Origin of the sequence: Hyphomonas sp. L-53-1-40, assembly GCF_000682775.1 — a bacterium.
Taxonomy (GTDB): domain Bacteria; phylum Pseudomonadota; class Alphaproteobacteria; order Caulobacterales; family Hyphomonadaceae; genus Hyphomonas.
On the sequence record NZ_AWFI01000021.1, the window covers coordinates 47675 to 66410 of the forward strand.

Sequence of the window (18736 nt, forward strand, 5' to 3'; positions counted from 1 at the left end):
GTGCCAACGGGAACCGGCGGGGTCCGAGGGCGTTTGATGTGGGAAGATATAATTGTTGAGGAGGCTGTCATGGCCACTAAAAAAGCATCAAAAAACAAAGGAACTCTATACTTTGTGACGAGTGGACTGCTTGTGGCTGCAATGATTGCGGCAGCGATCTACTATGCGGAGCCAAGTCAAACACCTGACCAGCTGTTGCTGGACCCGGCATTGAGATCTGGTTTGGCAGCGGATTCAAGCCCGGGCTAACTTGCATCAGACCGCCCAACCGAAGTGCAGGGCGGCGATGCCCCCTGAATAATTTGTGACGCTGACACGAGAAAAGCCTGAAGCTTCAATTTCTTTGCGAAAGGCGTCCTGTGTCGGGAATTTCCTTATTGATTCAACAAGATACTGATAACTGTCGGCATCTCCCGCGACCAGGCTGCCGAGGCGCGGGATCACATTGAAACTGTATGTGTCGTATGCGGCCTGCAGGGCAGGGACCGTCATATGGCTGAACTCCAGAACGGCCAATCTGCCGCCCGGTTTCAACACGCGGCGGAACTCCCGTAATCCTTCCAGACGATCCGCAAAATTGCGAATTCCGAACGACACGGTGACGGCGTCAAATGCTCGGTCGGGATAGGGCAAATTCTGGCCGTCGGCACAAACCCAGTCTAGCCGACCTTCCCATTTCGCATTGTCCGCGCGGGCTTTGCCTGCGTCCAGCATGGCATCATTGATGTCGGACACGATTGCGGTGGCGGGCGTGTCGATACCCCTGCGCTTGCCCGCCTTGTCAGCCAAGGTGAGGAAGGCGCGTGCCAATTCGCCGGTGCCGCCAGCAACATCCAGATGGCGCTCGCCGGGCTGCGGGTTCACCTGATTCATCGCATCATGCTTCCAGAGGCGGTGGACGCCTGCGGACATGAGATCGTTCATCAGGTCGTAGCGGGACGCGACAGAGCGGAAGACGCCTTTCACGCGGGCGACCTTCTCCGTCTCGGTGACCTCTTCGAAGCCGAACGACACCTTGCGTTCCGTATCTCTATCTGCAGACATGCGCGCCACCATAGTTGCCTCGATCACCCTAGGCTATATGCCATAGCCATGCCTGAATTACCCGAAGTCGAGACAGTTCGCCGCGGACTTGCGCCGGTCATGGAGGGCCAGCGCATTGAGCGTTTGGTTCACAACCGGGCTGATCTACGGTTTCCCTTTCCTGACAAGTTCGCCGAGCGCCTTACCGGAGCGCGGATCACCCATCTTGGACGGAAAGCCAAATTCCTGACGCTTGCCTTGTCGACCGATGAAGTCCTGGTGATGCATCTTGGCATGACCGGCCGCTTTACCGTTGCCGGCGAGAAGCTCGGTGAATTTCATCATGAGACGGGGACTAACCCGCGCCACGATCATGTCGTCTTCAATCTCGGGAATGGAGCGTCGGTCACGTATAATGACCCGCGTCGATTTGGTTTCATGGAACTCTGGCCCGCGCAGCAGTTTCAGGCGTATCCAAGGTTAATGGCGATGGGGCCTGAACCGCTGTCCAATGGGTTTTCCGAAGCGTATCTGAATACAGTTCTGCGGGGGCGCAAGACGCCGATCAAATCGGCGCTGCTCGACCAGTCGGTGATTGCCGGGCTCGGTAATATCTATGTGTGCGAAGCGTTGTGGCGTGCGGGTGTATCCCCGCGCCGGCGTGCAGCAACCGTGCCCGGGCAGCGAGCCGCACGCCTCGTACCGGCAATCAATGACGTTATAGCCGAAGCTATAGCAGCAGGCGGTTCATCCATCTCAGACTTTGCTAGCGCGAGTGGCGAGCTTGGCTATTTCCAGCACACTTTCGCCGTCTATGACCGGGAAGGCGGACCTTGTCAGAACTGCACCAAGTCGATCCAGCGCATCGTCCAATCAGGCCGGTCGAGTTTCTTCTGTAGTGCTTGCCAGCGCTAGCGGTGAGATGGCCCCAGTGCGGTTAGAACCTGAATAGCTGCTTCCAGATCATCTGCCCGTTCAAGGGAGTCGACGAGTTTTTTCGCCTCCCGCTTCAGCAAACCTATTCTGGCGCGCTCCAGGTCTCGAACCTGGGGTGCTGCAGGAAATGGCTCGTAGAAATAATTGATCGGCTTGCTGAGGGCGATGGCTACGTCCCTCAACCTGCCAGCCGACAGGCGACTGCGGCCGGCCTCATACTTCTGAACCTGCTGAAAAGTCAGGCCAAGCTTTTCGGACAACGCCTCTTGCGTCATTCCCACTTCACGACGCGCCTGTCGGACTTGCCGACCGATAAAGCGGTCTGCATCTGTGGGTTTTCTTACGTCCTGGGGAGATGGGGCATGCGGCATCCTGGGTCCCTGAGGCCGGGTGTCTGACGCAATGCGCCGCGCACCCATTGAAATCAGGGGCTGACAATATTCAATCCTGAGTGGTTTTCAAGCCCAAAGAATGCCCGCACGCAACTTGCGATTGTGTGTCGAGTTTTGCTTTATCTGTCGAGGCGGCCAGAGCCAACATCCTCATGCAGGATGATCAATTGGTCCGACGACTATTTCGGATCAAGCCGAATGACGTCGTCTTCTGACGATGCCGGCTCTGCAGTATCGTCAGGAAGGGACAGGCCAAGCGACGGAGCATCCTCGAACTGGCCTCCGCCAAAACCGCCGGACCCGATCAGCAGACCATCATCTTCGTCCGACTGTCCAATCCGCAAATTCAGCGTACCGCTGCCAGTGTCCTGAGCCGCGGATGAACTTGGCAGGTTCAAATTGAGGGAGCCTGTATATTCGTCCTCGACCTGAGCGGTCTCGGTAGCGACGACAGCTGCGTCTTCACTGCTGGAATTTTCAGAACAGGCCGTCCCTGCCAGACAGAAAGACACGATGGCGATAGACGTTGTCAGTTTCATGATCATGTCCCCATTCTTGCCGGGAGCTTCAGCGGCTCGCAAGCTTGTCTTGCACAACGTCCCAGAAATCGGCTGCGATATCAATGCCGCTGAGTTTCTTGATGGCCTGAACACCGGTAGGAGAGGTGACATTCACCTCGGTAAGACGCCCGCCAATCACGTCGATGCCGGTCAGAACGAGTCCGCGACGTTTCAATTCCGGCCCGATGGCTTCGCAAATCCGCATATCCGCGTCGCTCATATCTGTCTCCTCGGCCGTACCGCCGACAACGAGGTTCGATCGGACCTGACCTTCCTTGGGGCGTCGGTTGAGCGCGCCGGCGGCTTTGCCATCGATCAAGATGATGCGCTTGTCGCCTTCACTGACGGCCGGCAGAAATGCCTGAACCATGACCGGTTCACGCGAGCGACTGAAGAAGAGCTCAGTCAACGAGTCGAAATTGGAATCGTCCTGCTTGAGGCGAAACACGCCTGCGCCGCCATGCCCATAGAGCGGCTTGATGATGATGTCCTTGTGCTCTGCGCGAAAGGCTTCGATGACCGACAAGTCGCGCGACACAAGGGTTGGCGGCATCAGGTCTGGATACATTAGTGGGAAAATCTTTTCCGGACTGGATCGAACGCCAGCCGGGTCGTTCACGACGAGGGTTTCATCTGCGATTTCCTCAAGCAGGTGGCAGGCCGTGATATAGCTCATGTCAAAGGGTGGGTCCTGACGCATCAGGATGACATCAACGTCTTTTGCAAGATCCAGCCGGACGGGCGCTTCAAATACGCCAGGCGCGTCTTTCACACGCTGGACGCGCGCGGGTCGAACCATGGCCGTTACGCGGCCTTGCTCGATGCTCATGTCATCGGGACCGTAAACGAAAAGCTCCATGCCGCGCGCTTGTGCGACTTCGGCCAGGGCAAAAGTGGTGTCTCCGTCGATATTGACGGATTCGAGCGGATCCATCTGGATCGCAACGCGAAGGCTCATGAGGCGGCTCCCTTCATGGGCCGCCGCCCGCGCGACCTGACCCGGCTAGTAATTGGCGCCGATCAGTTCCCCGTCGGCCTGATAGTCATATGAGGCATCGGGTGCTGTTTGATAAGGGGGCGTGCCCTGCGTCGTCGGCGCGGCTTGTTGGGTGCGGGTATTGTCACGAATGCGGACATAGGAAACCACCTGTTTCACGCCGCCCACCACACTGGCCTCCTCGGCTGCGCGCTTCAACTCCTCGGCCGACCGCGCGATGCCCATAAGGTAGACAACGCCATTGTAGGTTTCGATGTTGAAGTTGAGGCTCTTGACCGTGCTGGACCCAACCAGGCGTGCGCGGACCCGACCCGTGATGACTTCATCCGAGACATTTGCGAGGAAACCGCCCGGAGGCTGGATACGAATTTCGTTGGCGACATCGCGCGTGAGGTGAGAGGTCCAGGCGATACCTTCGGCTTTCACACGCTCTTCGGGAGTGTTTACGCGGCCGGAGAGCAGAACGAGTCCCCCGGTGACCTCCACATCGACCTCCCCAAACTTGTTTGCGCTTTCAGACAGTAGCTTACTCTTGATCTCATTCGAGGCGGTGGCATCGTCCACAGCTTCCCCGAGCGATTTCTCTTGGGCGGCAGCAACGCCAACGGCCCCGGCGGTGCCAAGTGCTGCGACAGCGCAGCCCCCGAGCGGCAAAGCAAACAAAACGGCGGCAGCAGCAAATTGCATGCGCATGAAACTCTACTCCATCAGCAACAAGAATGACGTCGGAATATGCCCTGAACATGCGGCGAAAATCTGGCAAACTGCGCATAAGGTGCAATTTGGTGCGAATTCAGACTCGATATGACGGCGACAGACCTTTAATGGCTGGTTGTTCGGCCCCGTAGATGCTATTATGTGAAGAGGACGTAACAAGAAGGAACCGGACCCCTGACCCCCAGCGCCCCGCGGCTCCAGCCCGCCCAGCAGGCCACGCTCGAAGAAATCCGTAATGTGGCCGAAGCCCTCGCCAAGGCCCTTGAGGATGACAAGGCTGAAGACATTCTCTTCATTGACCTTGATGGAAGATCTTCGCTCGCAGATTTCATGATCATCGCATCCGGTCGTTCAGGCCGGCATGTTGCGGCTCTCGCAGACCATCTTGCACAAGACGTAAAGAAACTGACCGGTCGCCCGGCCAGTGTCGAAGGTATGCCGAATGCAGATTGGGTGCTGATCGATACCGGGGATGTCATCGTCCACCTGTTCCGCCCGGAAGTCCGGGAATTCTATAATCTCGAAAAGATCTGGGCATCTGACAATGCCCATCGTGCGCCAGCCAATTAGCGGGCGACCATGCGGATCATTTTTCTGGTCGTCGGGCGGCTAAAGGCCGGGCCGGAACGCGAACTTGTCGACGAATACATCAAACGTGCAGGGCCGATCGCACGATCCCTCGGCTTTCGCGGCATTGAAGAGATCGAAGTGCCCAGCGGCGGCGGACTGGACGCTGAAGCGGACCGGATTCTCGCCAAACTACCGTCGGGTGCCAAATGTATCCGACTGGACGAGTTCGGACGGGCACAAAGATCTCGCGAAATTTCTGAAAATCTCGCCAAATGGCGCGATCGGGGCGTGCCTGACCTGGTTTTCCTGATTGGGGGAGCCGAGGGCTATGGCGACGCGGTGAAGTCAGCTGTTCCGGATACTCTGGCTTTTGGACCACAGACCTGGCCACATCGTTTCGTCAGGGTGATGGTGACAGAGCAGGTGTACCGCGCTGTATCGATCCTCGCCGGGACGCCCTATCACAAGGACTAAGGCTCAACCTGCGTAGAGTGACGGCTGTGGCATCAGGACCATCGCAAATGTTACGGCCGCGATTATCCCCAAAACGGCAACAGACAATAGTCGTGTGATGGATATGGGATGGCTCACGGGATCGTCCTTTCTGGTCTCTTGGGCTCCAGATGGTGCCCCGATACATTGATGAACACTCTTGTAACGGAATAGGTTCCATGCGCGGCACGCATGAGGCGATTTCGGGGCAGAGCCTTACACTTTGTTGATCCTTGCAATTTCCCGGCCTAGAGCAGTAGTCGACCGAACTAGCGCGGTGGGAGGCGGTTATCATGTCGGGATTGAGAGACTTCTTGAAAGTCTATTGGCCTCTGGTCGTCGTCGCGTTTGCGGGGGTGCTCCTGGCTCTGGTGCTGATGGACCCAGCGCCACCGAAAACGATCCGGTTTGCTGCTGGCAGCCCGGGCGGCGCCTATCATGCCTTCGCAGAACGCTATCAGCGTCTTCTCGCGGAAGAGGGGGTGGAGGTCGTGCTGGTGGAAACACAGGGCTCAATCGACAATCTCCGCCTGCTGGATGATTCCGAGGTGGATGTCGGCCTTGTGCAGGGCGGACTTTCGACTGTGTCCGATGAGGAAGAGTTACGCTCAATTGGAGGCCTGTTTCCGGAGCCTTTCTGGGTGTTTGTCCGGAATGATGTTCCCGCTGACACGTTGGGCGATCTTCACAGTGTTCGAATGGCTGTTGGCGGTGACGGGTCGGGCACGCGCATGCTCGCCTTGGAGCTTGAGGCCGATTATGGCGGCGAATGGGATGAAATGTCTCGGTTGCCGCTTTCGGGTAATGCAGCAGCGGACGCCCTCCTGGCCGGAAATGTGGACGCGGTCGCTTTCTCTGCCTCGGTGGAGGCATCCTATGTCGACCGATTGCTGAACAGCCCGGATGTTGTCCGCCTGCTTCCGTTTGACCGCGCTCCGGCACTGGCGCGCCGGCATGAGGCGCTGTCAGATATTGTCCTTCTCAGAGGCGTTGTGGATATCGGCAAGAATCTGCCGGCAACAGACATCCCCCTGGTTGCACCTGTCGCACAACTGGTCGTCCGCAAAGATTTGCACCCGGCTATCGAAGCGCTTCTCATAGATGCTGCAACGGCGATTCATTCCCAAGGTACGCTGCTGGCCCCGGCGGGGGAGTATCCTGATCCGGATCTGATCGATCTGCCCATCAGCGAACAGGCACGTCGATACTACAAGGACGGCCCGTCATTCCTGCGCCGTTACTTTTCGTTCGACGTCGCGAATTTTCTGGACAGGGCCTGGGTGCTTGCAATCCCGTTGCTGACCTTGCTCTTCCCGTTGGTCCGGGTCGCACCTCCCATCTATCGCTGGCGTGTGCGCCGGAAAATCTATGTCTGGTATGAAGACTTGCGTGCGCTCGAAGAGCGTGGACGTTCGACCGACAACAAGACGGAACGTGACAAGGTGCAGGAGGAACTCGAAACCCTACAGGCAGAAATCGGTGCCGTTGAAGTGCCGCTTTCCTATACGGACGATCTTTACCGGCTTCGCAGTCATGTCGAGTTCGTCAAGCAACTGGTGCGTGAGCGAAATCCGGTGAAGGTTGCCGGCTGACATGACTTCATTGCGAAAGATAGCCATTGCCGGTGCCGGCATTGGGGGACTGGCCGCGGCAGCTCTGCTTGCCCGAGCGGGCCACGACGTCACCGTCTATGACCAGTTCGATGCGCCAGGGCCTGTTGGGTCAGGCCTGATCCTGCAAGAAACGGGTCTGGCGATTTTGGGCGAGCTGGGCATGCGTGAGCGGGCCGAAACACTGGGCGCGCCCATCCAGCGGCTGTACGGTCAGGCGGTCGATTCCGGACGCACCGTTCTGGATGTCCGATATGATGCCATTCGGCCCAGCCTTCGGGGTATATCCATCCAACGTCCCGTCCTGTTTGACCTAGTGTATCAAGCAGCCAGAGAAGCGGGTGTGGATATTGTCCCGTCCACTCGGATCATCTCGGCTCAGGCCGTCGGAGGGTACCTGACCACAGGGGATGGAACGACGTTGGGACCGTTTGATCTTGTGGTTGATGCACTTGGTGTGCGTTCCCCGCTCTCATCTCGTCCGCGCAGTCAGCTCGAATATGGCGCGCTCTGGGCAACCCTTACGTGGCAGGAGGGATATGGGTTTGAGCGGAACACCTTGGCACAACGCTACCGGCAGGCCCGTCAGATGGCGGGGGTTATGCCATCAGGCCGCTCAGAAGAAGAGGGCGTGGACACGCTCACCTATTTCTGGTCCATCCGAACGGATCAGTATCAGGCTTGGAAGCAGGCTCCCCTGTCAGATTGGAAAGCAGAGGCGGTCGCGCTCTGGCCGGAAACGGCTTCCTTGGTGGACCAGTTGCAGAGCCATGCTCAGCTGACCTATGCGGAATATGACCATCGCACGCACGCGCCTGCCGTAAACCAGCGGCTGGTGCATATCGGCGACAGTTGGCATGCGGCCAGCCCCCAACTGGGCCAAGGGGCCAACATGGCCTTGCTTGATGCCTATGCGCTGTCGCGGGCATTGTGCGTCCATGACGATCTGGACAGGCAATTGCGCCACTACACCTCAATGCGTTCAGGGCACGTCAGAATGTTTCAGACAATGAGCTGGCTTTTCACGCCGGTCTACCAGTCCGATTCCACGATGCTTGCATGGTTGCGCGATTGGCTGGCGGCCCCGATCAGCAAGATACCGCCCGCACCGAAAGTGCTTGCCGCCATGGTGTCGGGCGGAATGGGCAAGCCGCTCAACAGGCTTGGGCTCAAGGCTGGCGATGTATCAGTCACTGCCGAGTGATTTGAGGCGGTACAGCACGTCAAGCGCCTCACGCGGAGTCAGGGAATCCGGGTCAATCTGTTGCAGTAACAGGTCGGATTCTGACGGCGCAATTACCTGATCCGCGGTGTCCTCGTCTGTGATTGGCGCAAGAGATGCCGCAGCAAAGAGGGGCAGGTTTTCGGGCGCGTCAGGTTGAGCCTCAAGCTGCTTCAGGATTTGCGCCGCCCGTTTGACCGCCTTCTTTGGAAGGCCTGCAAGCTTGGCCACTTGTACGCCGTAAGACTTGTCAGCCGGCCCGGCCTGAACTTCATGCAGGAAGACAAGGTCATCCTTCCACTCCTTGGCGCGGAGCGAAGCATTGGCGGCGCCGGGTAAGTCCTCAACCAGTTTGGTCAGCTCATGATAGTGAGTGGCAAACAAGGCCCGGGCCTTGTTGACCGAATGAAGGTGTTCAACCGCCGCCCAAGCGATGGCAAGACCGTCCCATGTTGATGTGCCCCGGCCGACTTCGTCCATGATGACGAAACTGCGCTCCGTAGCCTGATTGAGAATGGCGGCGGTCTCAACCATTTCCACCATGAAAGTGGATCGTCCGCGCGCCAGATCGTCTGACGCGCCGACGCGCGAAAAGATCCGATCGACCAAGCCCAATGTCAGGGATCGTGCAGGCACGAAGAGCCCTGCTTGCGCCAAAATAACGGCCAGGGCGCCTTGTCTTAGATAGGTGGACTTCCCGGCCATGTTCGGACCAGTCACCAGCAGGAGGCGCGTTCCGAAATCGCCCTCGGCACTTAGTCCCAGGTCGTTGGCAGTAAATCCCTTGCCATCTTTCTTGAGGGCGGCTTCGACCACAGGGTGGCGCAGCCCCGTGGCGTGAAACGTGGTATCGTCTGTCAGTACGGGTCTGATCGCGTCGACTTCGAACGCCCATTCTGCTGAGGCTGCCCCGACATCGAGGTCCGCAATGGCGCCGGCAGTGCGGGAAAGAGGCGTGTTCAGCGCATCAATTCGCTCGCAAAATCCTTCGAAGACGGACATTTCACGCGCTTTTGCTTCGTCCTCTGCGCGGGAAATCCTGCCCGCGAGCTCAGAAAGTTCCTGCGTAGAGAAGCGCACATTGCTGGCCAGAGTCTGGCGATGGATGAAGGTTTCGGACAGAGGCGGTTTCATCAACGGGTCGCCATAGCGGGCCGGGACATCGACGAAATAACCAAGCACATTGTTGAACTTGATCTTCAACGCAGCAATGCCGGTTTCGTCAGCGTAGCGAGCCTGCAGCGCTGCGATGATCTGGCGGCTATCATCGCGCAGGCCACGGGCTTCATCGAGCGCCTTGTCCCAGCCGGGTGCAACGAACCCGCCATCGCGGGCGAGCGTGGGAGGGTTTTCCGAAAGGGCTGTCTCCAAATCCCGCGCGAGTGTGGCGAGGTCTTCGTCCTTGCCCAGGTCGAGTGCGGCAACAGCCTCATCGATTTTGTGCGGCAGGCCCGCAGAGCTGGCTGTCAGTTGGCTTGCCGCTTCATGTGCGGCAGTCAGTGCGCGCCCGATCGCGGCCAGGTCGCGCGGCCCACCCCGACCGAGGCGCAATCGTGTCCGCGCACGTTCCAGATCCGGCGCAGCCTTCAAGCTGGCGCGCACAGACTCCACTGCGTCGCGATCATCCGCAAACCAGGCCACGGCGTCATACCGCGCTTCAATCTCCACCCGGTCGACACAGGGACGCGAAAGACGCGAGGCCAGAAGCCGCGCGCCCGGTGCGGTGACGGTCCGGTCGATTGTGCCCAGCAGGGATCCGTCGCGGTCGCCGCGCATGGATCGGTCGATCTCCAGGCTCGTGCGGGTTGCTGGATCAATCGCTAGATGGCCCTCTGCGCGTGCTCGAATGGGTGGGTCCAATCGGATGTCGCTGCCTGCTTGGGTGAGCTTCACGTAATCCAGCAATAGGCCGATTGCTGCGAGTTCTGCACGGCCGAAGTCGCCGAGCGCTTCAAGCGCAGCGATTCCGAATGTTTCTTTGAGAAGGGCTTCGCCTGATTTGTGCGTCGCGCTGCGGGCGGGCCGGAAGGTCACTGGTGCGGTGGAGAGCGCAGTCGCATTTGCGATGGCAGGTTTGTCGATATCGCCCTCGGACACCAACAGTTCAGACAATGGATAAGCCATCAGGCTGTCAGCAAGCGTGTTCGCTGCGAGCGCGGAGACATCAAATCGTCCGGTGGAGACGTCGCAGACGGCGATGGCCGCTTCGGTTCCGCCGCCTCCTATGGCTATCGCGGCCAGTGCCTGATCCTGATTTGCGGGCAGCAGGGCGTCTTCGGTCAGCGTTCCGGGCGTAACAATGCGGACAATGTCCCGGTTTACTATGGATTTCGATCCGCGTTTCTTGGCCTCTGCGGGGCTCTCTGTCTGCTCGCAAACGGCAATCCGGCATCCGGCCTTGATCAGGCGCGCCAGATAACCCTCGGCGGCATGATAGGGCACGCCTGCCATGGGGATGGGTTTGCCTTCGTACTCGCCTCGTGACGTCAGCGTTATGCCGAGCACTTTCGAGGCCTGAACCGCGTCGTCGAAGAACAGCTCGTAAAAGTCGCCCATCCGGAAGAAGAGCATGGCATCTTCGTGCTGTGCCTTGATGGACAGGTATTGCGCCATGAACGGGCTGGGCGCAGGGGTGGGCTTCGAGGGAGCAGAAGTGTCGGCCATGGGCCGGGACGCTATCGTCAGTGCCGGAGATTCGCAAAGCCTCACACCAGCTTGCGCGCGACAAAGTGATCATATCGCACTGAATGGCCCGTTTTACGGTTGGCATGGCTTTCGCACCGGCCTAGTTTGCCGCCTCAATTGAAACTTTTTGCAAAAACGGATTTGCCGCGCGATGACAACTAAACGGCCGAGCTTCACAGACCAGGAAGCCCTCGATTTTCACTCGCAGCCACACGCCGGCAAAATCTCCATGGCGCCGACCAAGCCTATGGGTACGCAGCGTGACCTGTCATTGGCCTATAGTCCGGGCGTTGCGGTACCCGTGCTTGCCATCGCGGAAGACGAGGACCGGGCTTACGATTATACCGCCAAGGGCAATCTGGTCGCGGTCATTTCCAACGGTACTGCCATCCTCGGCCTCGGCAATCTTGGGCCAATGGCGTCCAAGCCGGTGATGGAAGGCAAGTCCGTCCTGTTCAAGCGGTTTGCCGATATCGACAGTTTCGACGTCGAGGTCAGCACGACAGATGTCGAAGAATTCATCATGACGGTCCGGAACATCGGTTCCACGTGGGGCGGCATCAATTTGGAAGACATCTCTTCTCCGGATTGTTTCATCATCGAGAGCCGTCTGCGCGAAGACCTCGATATTCCGGTGTTTCATGACGACCAGCACGGCACGGCGATCATCGCGGCGGCTGGTCTTATCAATGCCTGCCACATTACTGGTCGGGAACTGAAAGATCTGAAAGTCGCCGTTTCCGGGGCAGGGGCCGCCGGTCTCTCTTGTGCAGGACTGATTCGTCATCTCGGCGTGAAGCCTGAGAATATCCTGATGTGTGACTCCAGCGGTGTGGTTTATGAGGGCCGCACCGAGAAGATGGACCAGTTCAAGTCCGCCTTTGCCGTCAAAACCACCAAGCGTACGCTTGCAGAAGCAATTGAAGGCGCTGACGTGCTGTTGGGCCTGTCCGCGAAAGGCGCTGTTTCGAAAGAGATGGTCAAGTCGATGGCCAAGGATCCGATCATCTTCGCTATGGCCAATCCCGATCCTGAAATCACGCCGGAAGACATCAAGTCGGTTCGTGATGACGCGATCATTGCCACCGGCCGGTCGGATTATCCCAATCAGGTCAATAATGTTCTAGGTTTCCCGTACATCTTCCGCGGCGCGCTGGACGTGCGTGCGCGGGGCATCAATGAAGAGATGAAGGTTGCAGCTGCTCGGGCAATCGCTGAGCTGGCGCGCGAAGACGTGCCGGATGAAGTGGCGGCTGCATATCATGGCGCACGCCCAAGCTTCGGGCGTGAATACATTATTCCAACCCCGTTTGATCCGCGCCTGATCAGCTTCATTCCACCTTTCGTGGCGCAGGCGGCCATGGATACCGGCGTGGCTCGCAAACCGATTGATGACATGGAAGCCTACCGGCATTCGCTGGCCCGCCGCGCGGATCCGTCTGCCTCCTTTATTCAGGGGGTTCAGGCCCGCTGTAAGGAGTTGCAGCGCCGCATCGTGTTTGCTGAGGGCGAAGAGCCCGCCGTTGTTCGCGCCGCGTTCAGCTTCAAGAACCAGGGGCTTGGTCATCCGATCCTGATTGGTCGCGAGGCTCAGGTCGAGCGCGCCATGGAACAAATGGGCATCCAGCCCGGTACGCTTGAGATTCTCAATGCGCGTCTATCTGACAACAATCCGGTCTACACGGACATGCTGTATGCTCGCCTTCAGCGCGACGGTTATTTGAAACGAGATGCCCAGCGTCTCGTGAACCAGGACCGCAATGTCTTCGGCTGTTGCATGCTGAAGAATGGCGATGCTGATGGCATGGTCACGGGTGTGACCCGTAACTATGACGTTGCCTTGAACGACTCGCTACTCGTGCTCGATCCGATACCGGGGCAGGCCATAATTGGCATGTCGATGGTGATTAACCGGGGGCGGACGGTCTTCATCGCAGACACTAGCGTCACCGAGCTGCCGCAGGGCGAGGACCTTGCCAATATCGCCATAGAGGCCGCCCGAGGCGTCCGCTCACTTGGCTTCTCGCCGCGCGTGGCATTCCTGTCCTATTCGACCTTCGGCAACCCGATGGGCGAGCGCGGCGAAAAGGTGCGCGATGCCGTCGCCATCCTGGATGGCATGAAGGATATCGACTTCGAATATGAAGGTGACATGAGCGCGGATGTTGCGTTGAACACCAGCCACAAGCTGCTCTACCCATTCTCGCGCCTGACTGGACCGGCAAATGTGTTGGTCATGCCAGCCATTCACGCCGCATCTATCTCGACCAAGCTTCTGGAATCGATGAGCCGCGCCACGGTGATTGGGCCAATGCTGCTGGGTCTAGAAAAGCCGGTACAGATTGCCTCGCTCGGCGCAACGGTCGGTGACATTGTGAACCTCGCAACGATTGCGGCCTTTGATGTGGATCACGTGCACGGCGGCTAACGTCATCGTCACGAAATTCCCCAGCGTCAGGACTCGCAGGCGGCGAGTGGCTCACCTATAGTCATATCAAGCATATGGACCACAGGGAGGCCCGAACGGCATGAAGGAATACAAGCAGTTCTATATCGACGGTGCATGGGTTGATCCCGTTGAGCCGCGCACGTTGGAAATCGAGAACCCGGCCACTGAAGAAAACTTCGCGGTCATTTCGATTGGTTCCAAGGCCGATGTCGATAAGGCCGTTGCCGCAGCTCGGAAGGCCTTCCCGGCATTTTCGCAGACCAGCGTGGAATACCGCGCCGAGCTGCTCGAAAAGATCGCTGCAGGCATTCAGGCGCGTATGCCGGAAATGGCAGAAGCGATCTCTAACGAGATGGGCGCGCCGATGTGGCTTGCCAATGCGGCGCAAGTGCCTGCCGGTATGGGGCATTTTGCGACCACCGCAGCCATTCTGCGTGACTATCAGTTCGAGGAGCTGAAGGGTACGACGCTGCTTCGCAAGGAGCCAATCGGCGTTTGCGGATTCATCACGCCTTGGAACTGGCCGCTGAACCAGATCGCCTGCAAGGTTGCTCCGGCAATTGCTGCAGGGTGCACCATGGTGCTCAAGCCGTCCGAAATCGCGCCGCTCGACGCGATGATCCTGACGGAGATCATGCACGAGGCCGGTGTGCCGAAGGGCGTATTCAACCTCGTCAATGGAGATGGTCCGGGTGTCGGTTCGGCGCTGTCCTCACACCCTGACGTCGACATGATGAGCTTCACCGGCTCCACACGCGCAGGTGTGCTTGTGGCTCAGGCGGCTGCGCCGACCGTAAAGCGCGTCGCACAGGAACTCGGCGGCAAGAGCCCGAATATTATCCTGCCATCCGCAGACCTCGAGAAGGCTGTCGGTGGCGGCGTTATGCAGATGATGACGAATACGGGTCAGTCCTGTAACGCGCCATCGCGCATGTTTGTCCAGAAGGACCAGCAGGACCAGGCGATTGCCATCGCGAAGGCAGCGGCTGAATCGGTGAAAGTGATGATGCCAGGTGAAGCCTCACCGGGCGCTATCGGTCCGATTTCAAATGGCAACCAGTACCAGAAGGTTCAGGATCTGATCGAGACTGGCATCAAGGAAGGCGCGACTTTGGTTGCAGGTGGTCCGGGGCGTCCGGAAGGCTTCAACAAGGGCTATTTCGCGCGTCCAACCGTGTTTGCGAATGTCACCAATGACATGACCATTGCGCGTGAGGAAATCTTCGGGCCAGTGCTCGTCATGATCCCATATGAGGATGTGGATGATGCTGTCGAAATGGCCAATGACACAGTCTATGGCCTGGCAGGCTATGTGCAGGGCGCTGAAGATGAAGCCCGCAAAGTGGCCAACCGCATCCGTGCCGGTCAGATTCAGGTCAATGGTGCGCGGCCAGACTTCACTGCACCATTCGGTGGCTACGGCCAATCCGGCAACGGCCGGGAATGGGGCGAGCATGGCTTTGAGGAGTTTCTCGAAGTCAAGGCAGTCATGGGCTACAAGGCCGCCTAGTCTGTTTCACGGCTGAAAATATTATGGGGCGGCCTTCGGGTCGCCCTTTTTGTTTGCCTGATTGACATCGATCAGGCGGCTCTCTGAATTGTGAAGCCAATTCAACTAGTGTTCAGCTAACTTCCCCCATACATTACAGGAAACATCGCTTTGGAGGGTGATATTCCATGCCCAAATTCAAGCTTACAGGTGCAATCGCTGCCTTGGCCGTGCTCGGCGCCTGCGCGACCGCAACGCCATATCAGGCCGCTCTGGATGGCGATCGCGGCTATTCGGAAATGAAGATCGAGGACAATCGGTTCCAGGTCGAGTTTTCCGGAAACTCCCTGACAGATCGAAAGACCGTAGAGACCTATTTGCTCTACCGGGCTGCGGAGCTGACCCGACTGAACGGGTATGACCACTTCCGGGTCGTACGCCGCGACACAGATTCTGAAAGCCGGCTTGTGCCGGTTGGCGGAGGCTCGCCTTATTACGACCATTTCCACCTGAATTACAGATACTTCGGCCCTTATGCGGCCTATTATCATGACCCATTCCGTCGGTCTCGCTATTCTGCGTTTGGACCTTATGACGCTTATTGGGGCGGCCCACGGGAATACCGTGAGCGGACGAGCTATGTCGCGTCTGCAGAAATCCTGATGGGTAAGGGCGAAAAGCCCGCCGATGCCGCCTATTTTGATGCAGAGCAAGTTGTCTTCAACCTCAGCCCAAACATCATGAGACCGGAGCTGAAATAGTCCTCGACCCGCGAATTCGCATTGCAGCCCCGCCATTTGGCGGGGCTTTTTTCTGGTCTGGACACTGGCCATTCCTTTGAAGGAGGCCCAGATAGGGCCCTTGAGAATCTCAAGAAAGCCTGTCGAACCCATGCCGGACTCCGAAATGCCCGCTCCTGAGCCGCGCACCTTGCAAGGTGCCCATGGTCGACCTGTGCCGGGGCGCACGGAGATGGTCGTCATGGTTGCGGCGCTGATGGCGCTTAACGCGCTCGCTATCGACATCATGCTGCCTGCACTGGGTGAGATCGCGGATTCGATCGGTCTGACAGGCGCCTCCCCGGAGGACGCCAATCGTCAGCAGATGATCGTGTTTTCCTATGTATTGGGCTTCGGCGCACCCCAACTCGTTTGGGGGCCGATTTCCGACCGGTTCGGTCGGCGCGTCCCCCTGTTCGTCGGATTGGTTGGTTATTCGCTAACCGCGCTACTCTGTATCGCGCTAAAGGATTTTCATGCGCTGCTAGCTGCGCGCTTCCTGCAGGGCGTGTTCGCGTCAGGTGCCCGGCTTGTGGCTGTTTCGGTTGTCCGTGATCTCTATGCAGGCCGGCGTATGGCGGGTTTCATGTCATTGGTCATGACAATTTTCATGGTTGTACCCATGATCGCGCCTGCCCTAGGGCAGCTGATCCTATTCGTTGCCCCCTGGCAGTGGATATTCGGCGTCCTTGCCTTGTTCGGTGGACTTTTGCTCGCATGGACATGGTTGCGCTTGCCAGAAACCCTGGCGCCCGAGGCGCGCAATCCTCTAAATGTTTCGTCTGCCGCCAGCAGCTATATGGCAGTCATACGTAGTCGTATCACGTTCGGCTACATGTGCGCCTCCGGTGTCATATTCGGCGCATTGTTCTCCTTTATCGGATCTTCAGAGCAGATATTTCGGGATGTCTTCGGCCAGGAAGAGACATTCGCGTTCTGGTTTGCAGGCGTGGCGGGTGCGCTCGCATGCGCAAACCTGTTCAACTCCCGCATGGTTGAGAGAATCGGCATGCGGCGGATCAGTCATGCCGCAATGGTGTTCTTCATCATCATGTCGACTTCGCTGGCGCTGGTGACGCATTTCTTCGGCGAGAGCCTGTTATGGTTCTTCCCGATGTTCGCGATGACGTTTGCCTGTTTTGGCCTGATGGGTGCAAACTTCTCGGCACTCGCGATGGAGCCGTTGGGCAAGATTGCGGGCACGGCTTCTGCAGCCTACGGCTTCGCGACGACAACAGTTTCAAGCATTCTCGGAATTCTGATCGGCAGCTACTATAACGGCACGACGGTGCCGCTTGTTCTCGGGTTTGCGTGTCTAGGTGTGGGCTCGCTCGTGATCGTGTTGATCACCGAGAAAGGCAAATTGTTCAGCTCTCGCTGAGCTTGGCTTGCCGGCGCTTTCGGGCGGCCGGTTCGCGAATGCGAGACAGCGGCCGAACCTGGCTTTCCAGATGTTCGATAATCAGGCCAGCGATGTCTTTGCCGCTGGCCGATTCGATGCCCTCGAGACCCGGCGATGAGTTCACCTCCAGTACTTTGGGGCCTTTTTCTGTTTGCAGCAGGTCGACCCCTGCGACGCGCAAGCCGAGCACTTTAGCCGCCTCACGGGCCGTGTCGCGTTCGGTGCGGGACAGCCTGATGGTTGAGGCTGTTCCGCCGCGATGGAGGTTTGAGCGGAACTCGCCCTTCTGGGCCTGGCGCTTCATTGCGCCGACCACTTTGTTGCCGACGACGAACGCCCGAACATCGGTGCCTGCAGCTTCTTCGACGAATTCCTGTACCAGAAAGTTTGCTTCCAGACCCCGGAAGGCATCAATCAGGCTTTCCGCAGCCTTGCGGGTCTCGGCGAGCACGACGCCCTTGCCTTGCGTGGATGAGAGCAATTTCACCACCACAGGCGCGCCTCCCGCCAGCGAGATCAGATCCTTGGTGTCTTTCGGACTGTGCGCAAAGGCCGTGACCGGCATGTCGATCTTGGCGCGGGCAAGCAGTTGGTGCGCCATCAGCTTGTCGCGCGAATGGCCGATCGCACTGGCACTGTTCAAGCAGAATGCGCCGGTATTGGTGAACTGTCGCAGCACGGCCAAGCCGTAATCTGTAATCCCTGCCCCGATGCGCGGAATCACCGCGTCATAGCGGGGCAGTGCCTTGCCATCATAGTGGACTTGCGGATGCGTTGTGCCAATTTGCATGTAACAGCGTGCGGTATCGATGGCCTCGATCACGTGGCCTCGCTCCTGTGCCGCTTCGATGAGGCGCAGACTTGAATAATTCCGCGGCTCGCGCGTGAGCAACGCAATGCGCAATGGACGTTTGACGGGCTTCTTTTTTGGCAGGCCCGCATAGGCTGCAAAGTCGAGTTTCGGCTGAAGGAAAGACGCGTTTGCGTTGACGATCATGTCCGGCTGAATCGCGCCGCGGCCGAACAGCATGCGGTAGGTCATGCTCTCGCGATTGGTCAGCGTCAGCTGGATCGGCCAGCGGCGTCCGCCCATCTCGACATCGGTCTGGATCACATAACGCAGCTCGGTGTCCCCATTGGAGCTGGTCACGTCGCGGCGGTCTACAACCGGCGCGGAACATGTGATTTCCAAGCCCGGATCACTCGGGTCCGGTTGGATCAGGAATCTCACCTGTGGTGCATCGGCAGGCCCGAATGGCTCAATGACGCTGGCGTGCAGCGCAGACGTGCGCGCGCCGGTATCCACCTTCGCCTTGATCGCGGGCAAGCCGAGATCGGGCAGAGTCAGCCACTCTTCCCAGCCTAGTTGGAACGGGTCTGATTGCGACATTATGAAAGCCTTCCTGCCAGTTC

At 58.5% G+C, this 18736-nt stretch carries 17 protein-coding genes; 10 read left to right on the plus strand and 7 right to left on the minus strand.

What is annotated here, in order from left to right:
• The first annotated feature begins 69 nt into the window (after window positions 1–69).
• Window positions 70–249, plus strand: a complete 180-nt coding sequence (locus L53_RS15750) for a hypothetical protein (protein ID WP_156947954.1) — start codon at window positions 70–72, stop codon at window positions 247–249.
• A 6-nt stretch (window positions 250–255) separates the two neighbouring features.
• Here the strand turns inward: L53_RS15750 and L53_RS15755 are convergent, their stop codons facing one another.
• Complete coding sequence (locus tag L53_RS15755) at window positions 256–1044, minus strand: class I SAM-dependent methyltransferase (protein WP_034817745.1); 789 nt, start codon at window positions 1042–1044, stop codon at window positions 256–258.
• Window positions 1045–1092: 48 nt separating this feature from the next.
• Here L53_RS15755 and mutM point away from each other — a divergent pair, with 48 nt between their 5' ends.
• Window positions 1093–1938, plus strand: coding sequence for a bifunctional DNA-formamidopyrimidine glycosylase/DNA-(apurinic or apyrimidinic site) lyase (mutM, locus tag L53_RS15760; protein WP_034817603.1), 846 nt, complete (start codon window positions 1093–1095; stop codon window positions 1936–1938).
• Here the strand turns inward: mutM and L53_RS16660 are convergent.
• The 4 genes from L53_RS16660 to L53_RS15780 all read right to left on the minus strand — a co-directional run bounded on the left by L53_RS16660 (window position 1935) and on the right by L53_RS15780 (window position 4601).
• Window positions 1935–2234, minus strand: coding sequence for a helix-turn-helix transcriptional regulator (locus L53_RS16660; protein WP_198019836.1), 300 nt, complete (start codon window positions 2232–2234; stop codon window positions 1935–1937). The genes mutM and L53_RS16660 overlap by 4 nt on opposite strands.
• Before the next feature lie 296 nt (window positions 2235–2530).
• Window positions 2531–2890, minus strand: a complete 360-nt coding sequence (locus L53_RS15770; RefSeq protein ID WP_156486770.1) for a hypothetical protein — start codon at window positions 2888–2890, stop codon at window positions 2531–2533.
• A gap of 28 nt (window positions 2891–2918) precedes the next feature.
• Window positions 2919–3869, minus strand: coding sequence for a glutathione synthase (gshB, locus tag L53_RS15775; protein ID WP_034817606.1), 951 nt, complete (start codon window positions 3867–3869; stop codon window positions 2919–2921).
• 45 nt (window positions 3870–3914) lie between these two features.
• The gene (locus tag L53_RS15780; protein ID WP_051608048.1) at window positions 3915–4601 is read right to left on the minus strand and encodes a BON domain-containing protein; all 687 of its coding nucleotides are present in this window, start codon (window positions 4599–4601) and stop codon (window positions 3915–3917) included.
• A gap of 261 nt (window positions 4602–4862) precedes the next feature.
• Here L53_RS15780 and rsfS point away from each other — a divergent pair, with 261 nt between their 5' ends.
• From rsfS to L53_RS15800, 4 genes are all read left to right on the plus strand, one after another.
• Entirely contained in the window at window positions 4863–5195 is a 333-nt protein-coding gene (gene rsfS / locus L53_RS15785; protein ID WP_231884219.1) for a ribosome silencing factor, read from the plus strand.
• Between the two features lie 9 nt (window positions 5196–5204).
• On the plus strand, window positions 5205–5669 hold the full coding sequence (locus L53_RS15790; protein WP_034817611.1) for a 23S rRNA (pseudouridine(1915)-N(3))-methyltransferase RlmH: 465 nt from the start codon (window positions 5205–5207) through the stop codon (window positions 5667–5669).
• Window positions 5670–5980: 311 nt separating this feature from the next.
• Window positions 5981–7279, plus strand: a complete 1299-nt coding sequence (locus L53_RS15795) for a TAXI family TRAP transporter solute-binding subunit (RefSeq protein WP_034817612.1) — start codon at window positions 5981–5983, stop codon at window positions 7277–7279.
• Between the two features lies 1 nt (window position 7280).
• On the plus strand, window positions 7281–8501 hold the full coding sequence (locus L53_RS15800) for an NAD(P)/FAD-dependent oxidoreductase (protein ID WP_034817614.1): 1221 nt from the start codon (window positions 7281–7283) through the stop codon (window positions 8499–8501).
• Here L53_RS15800 and mutS read toward each other — a convergent pair.
• Window positions 8484–11183, minus strand: a complete 2700-nt coding sequence (gene mutS, locus L53_RS15805) for a DNA mismatch repair protein MutS (RefSeq protein ID WP_034817616.1) — start codon at window positions 11181–11183, stop codon at window positions 8484–8486. The genes L53_RS15800 and mutS overlap by 18 nt on opposite strands.
• Window positions 11184–11355: 172 nt before the next feature.
• Between mutS and L53_RS17660 the strand changes: the two genes are divergently transcribed.
• From L53_RS17660 to L53_RS15825, 4 genes are all read left to right on the plus strand, one after another.
• On the plus strand, window positions 11356–13632 hold the full coding sequence (locus tag L53_RS17660; RefSeq protein ID WP_034817619.1) for an NADP-dependent malic enzyme: 2277 nt from the start codon (window positions 11356–11358) through the stop codon (window positions 13630–13632).
• A 100-nt stretch (window positions 13633–13732) separates the two neighbouring features.
• Window positions 13733–15163 (plus strand): aldehyde dehydrogenase family protein, encoded by a 1431-nt coding sequence (locus tag L53_RS15815; RefSeq protein WP_034817621.1) that lies wholly within the window; start codon window positions 13733–13735, stop codon window positions 15161–15163.
• Between the two features lie 167 nt (window positions 15164–15330).
• Complete coding sequence (locus L53_RS15820) at window positions 15331–15903, plus strand: hypothetical protein (RefSeq protein WP_034817622.1); 573 nt, start codon at window positions 15331–15333, stop codon at window positions 15901–15903.
• Window positions 15904–16003: 100 nt separating this feature from the next.
• Window positions 16004–17302 (plus strand): multidrug effflux MFS transporter, encoded by a 1299-nt coding sequence (locus L53_RS15825; protein ID WP_233347879.1) that lies wholly within the window; start codon window positions 16004–16006, stop codon window positions 17300–17302.
• Here L53_RS15825 and rimK read toward each other — a convergent pair.
• Window positions 17289–18713 carry a 30S ribosomal protein S6--L-glutamate ligase gene (gene rimK, locus L53_RS15830; RefSeq protein WP_034817624.1) on the minus strand — a complete coding sequence of 475 codons (1425 nt, stop codon included), beginning with the start codon at window positions 18711–18713 and terminating at the stop codon, window positions 17289–17291. The genes L53_RS15825 and rimK overlap by 14 nt on opposite strands.
• Between the last annotated feature and the right edge of the window lie 23 nt (window positions 18714–18736).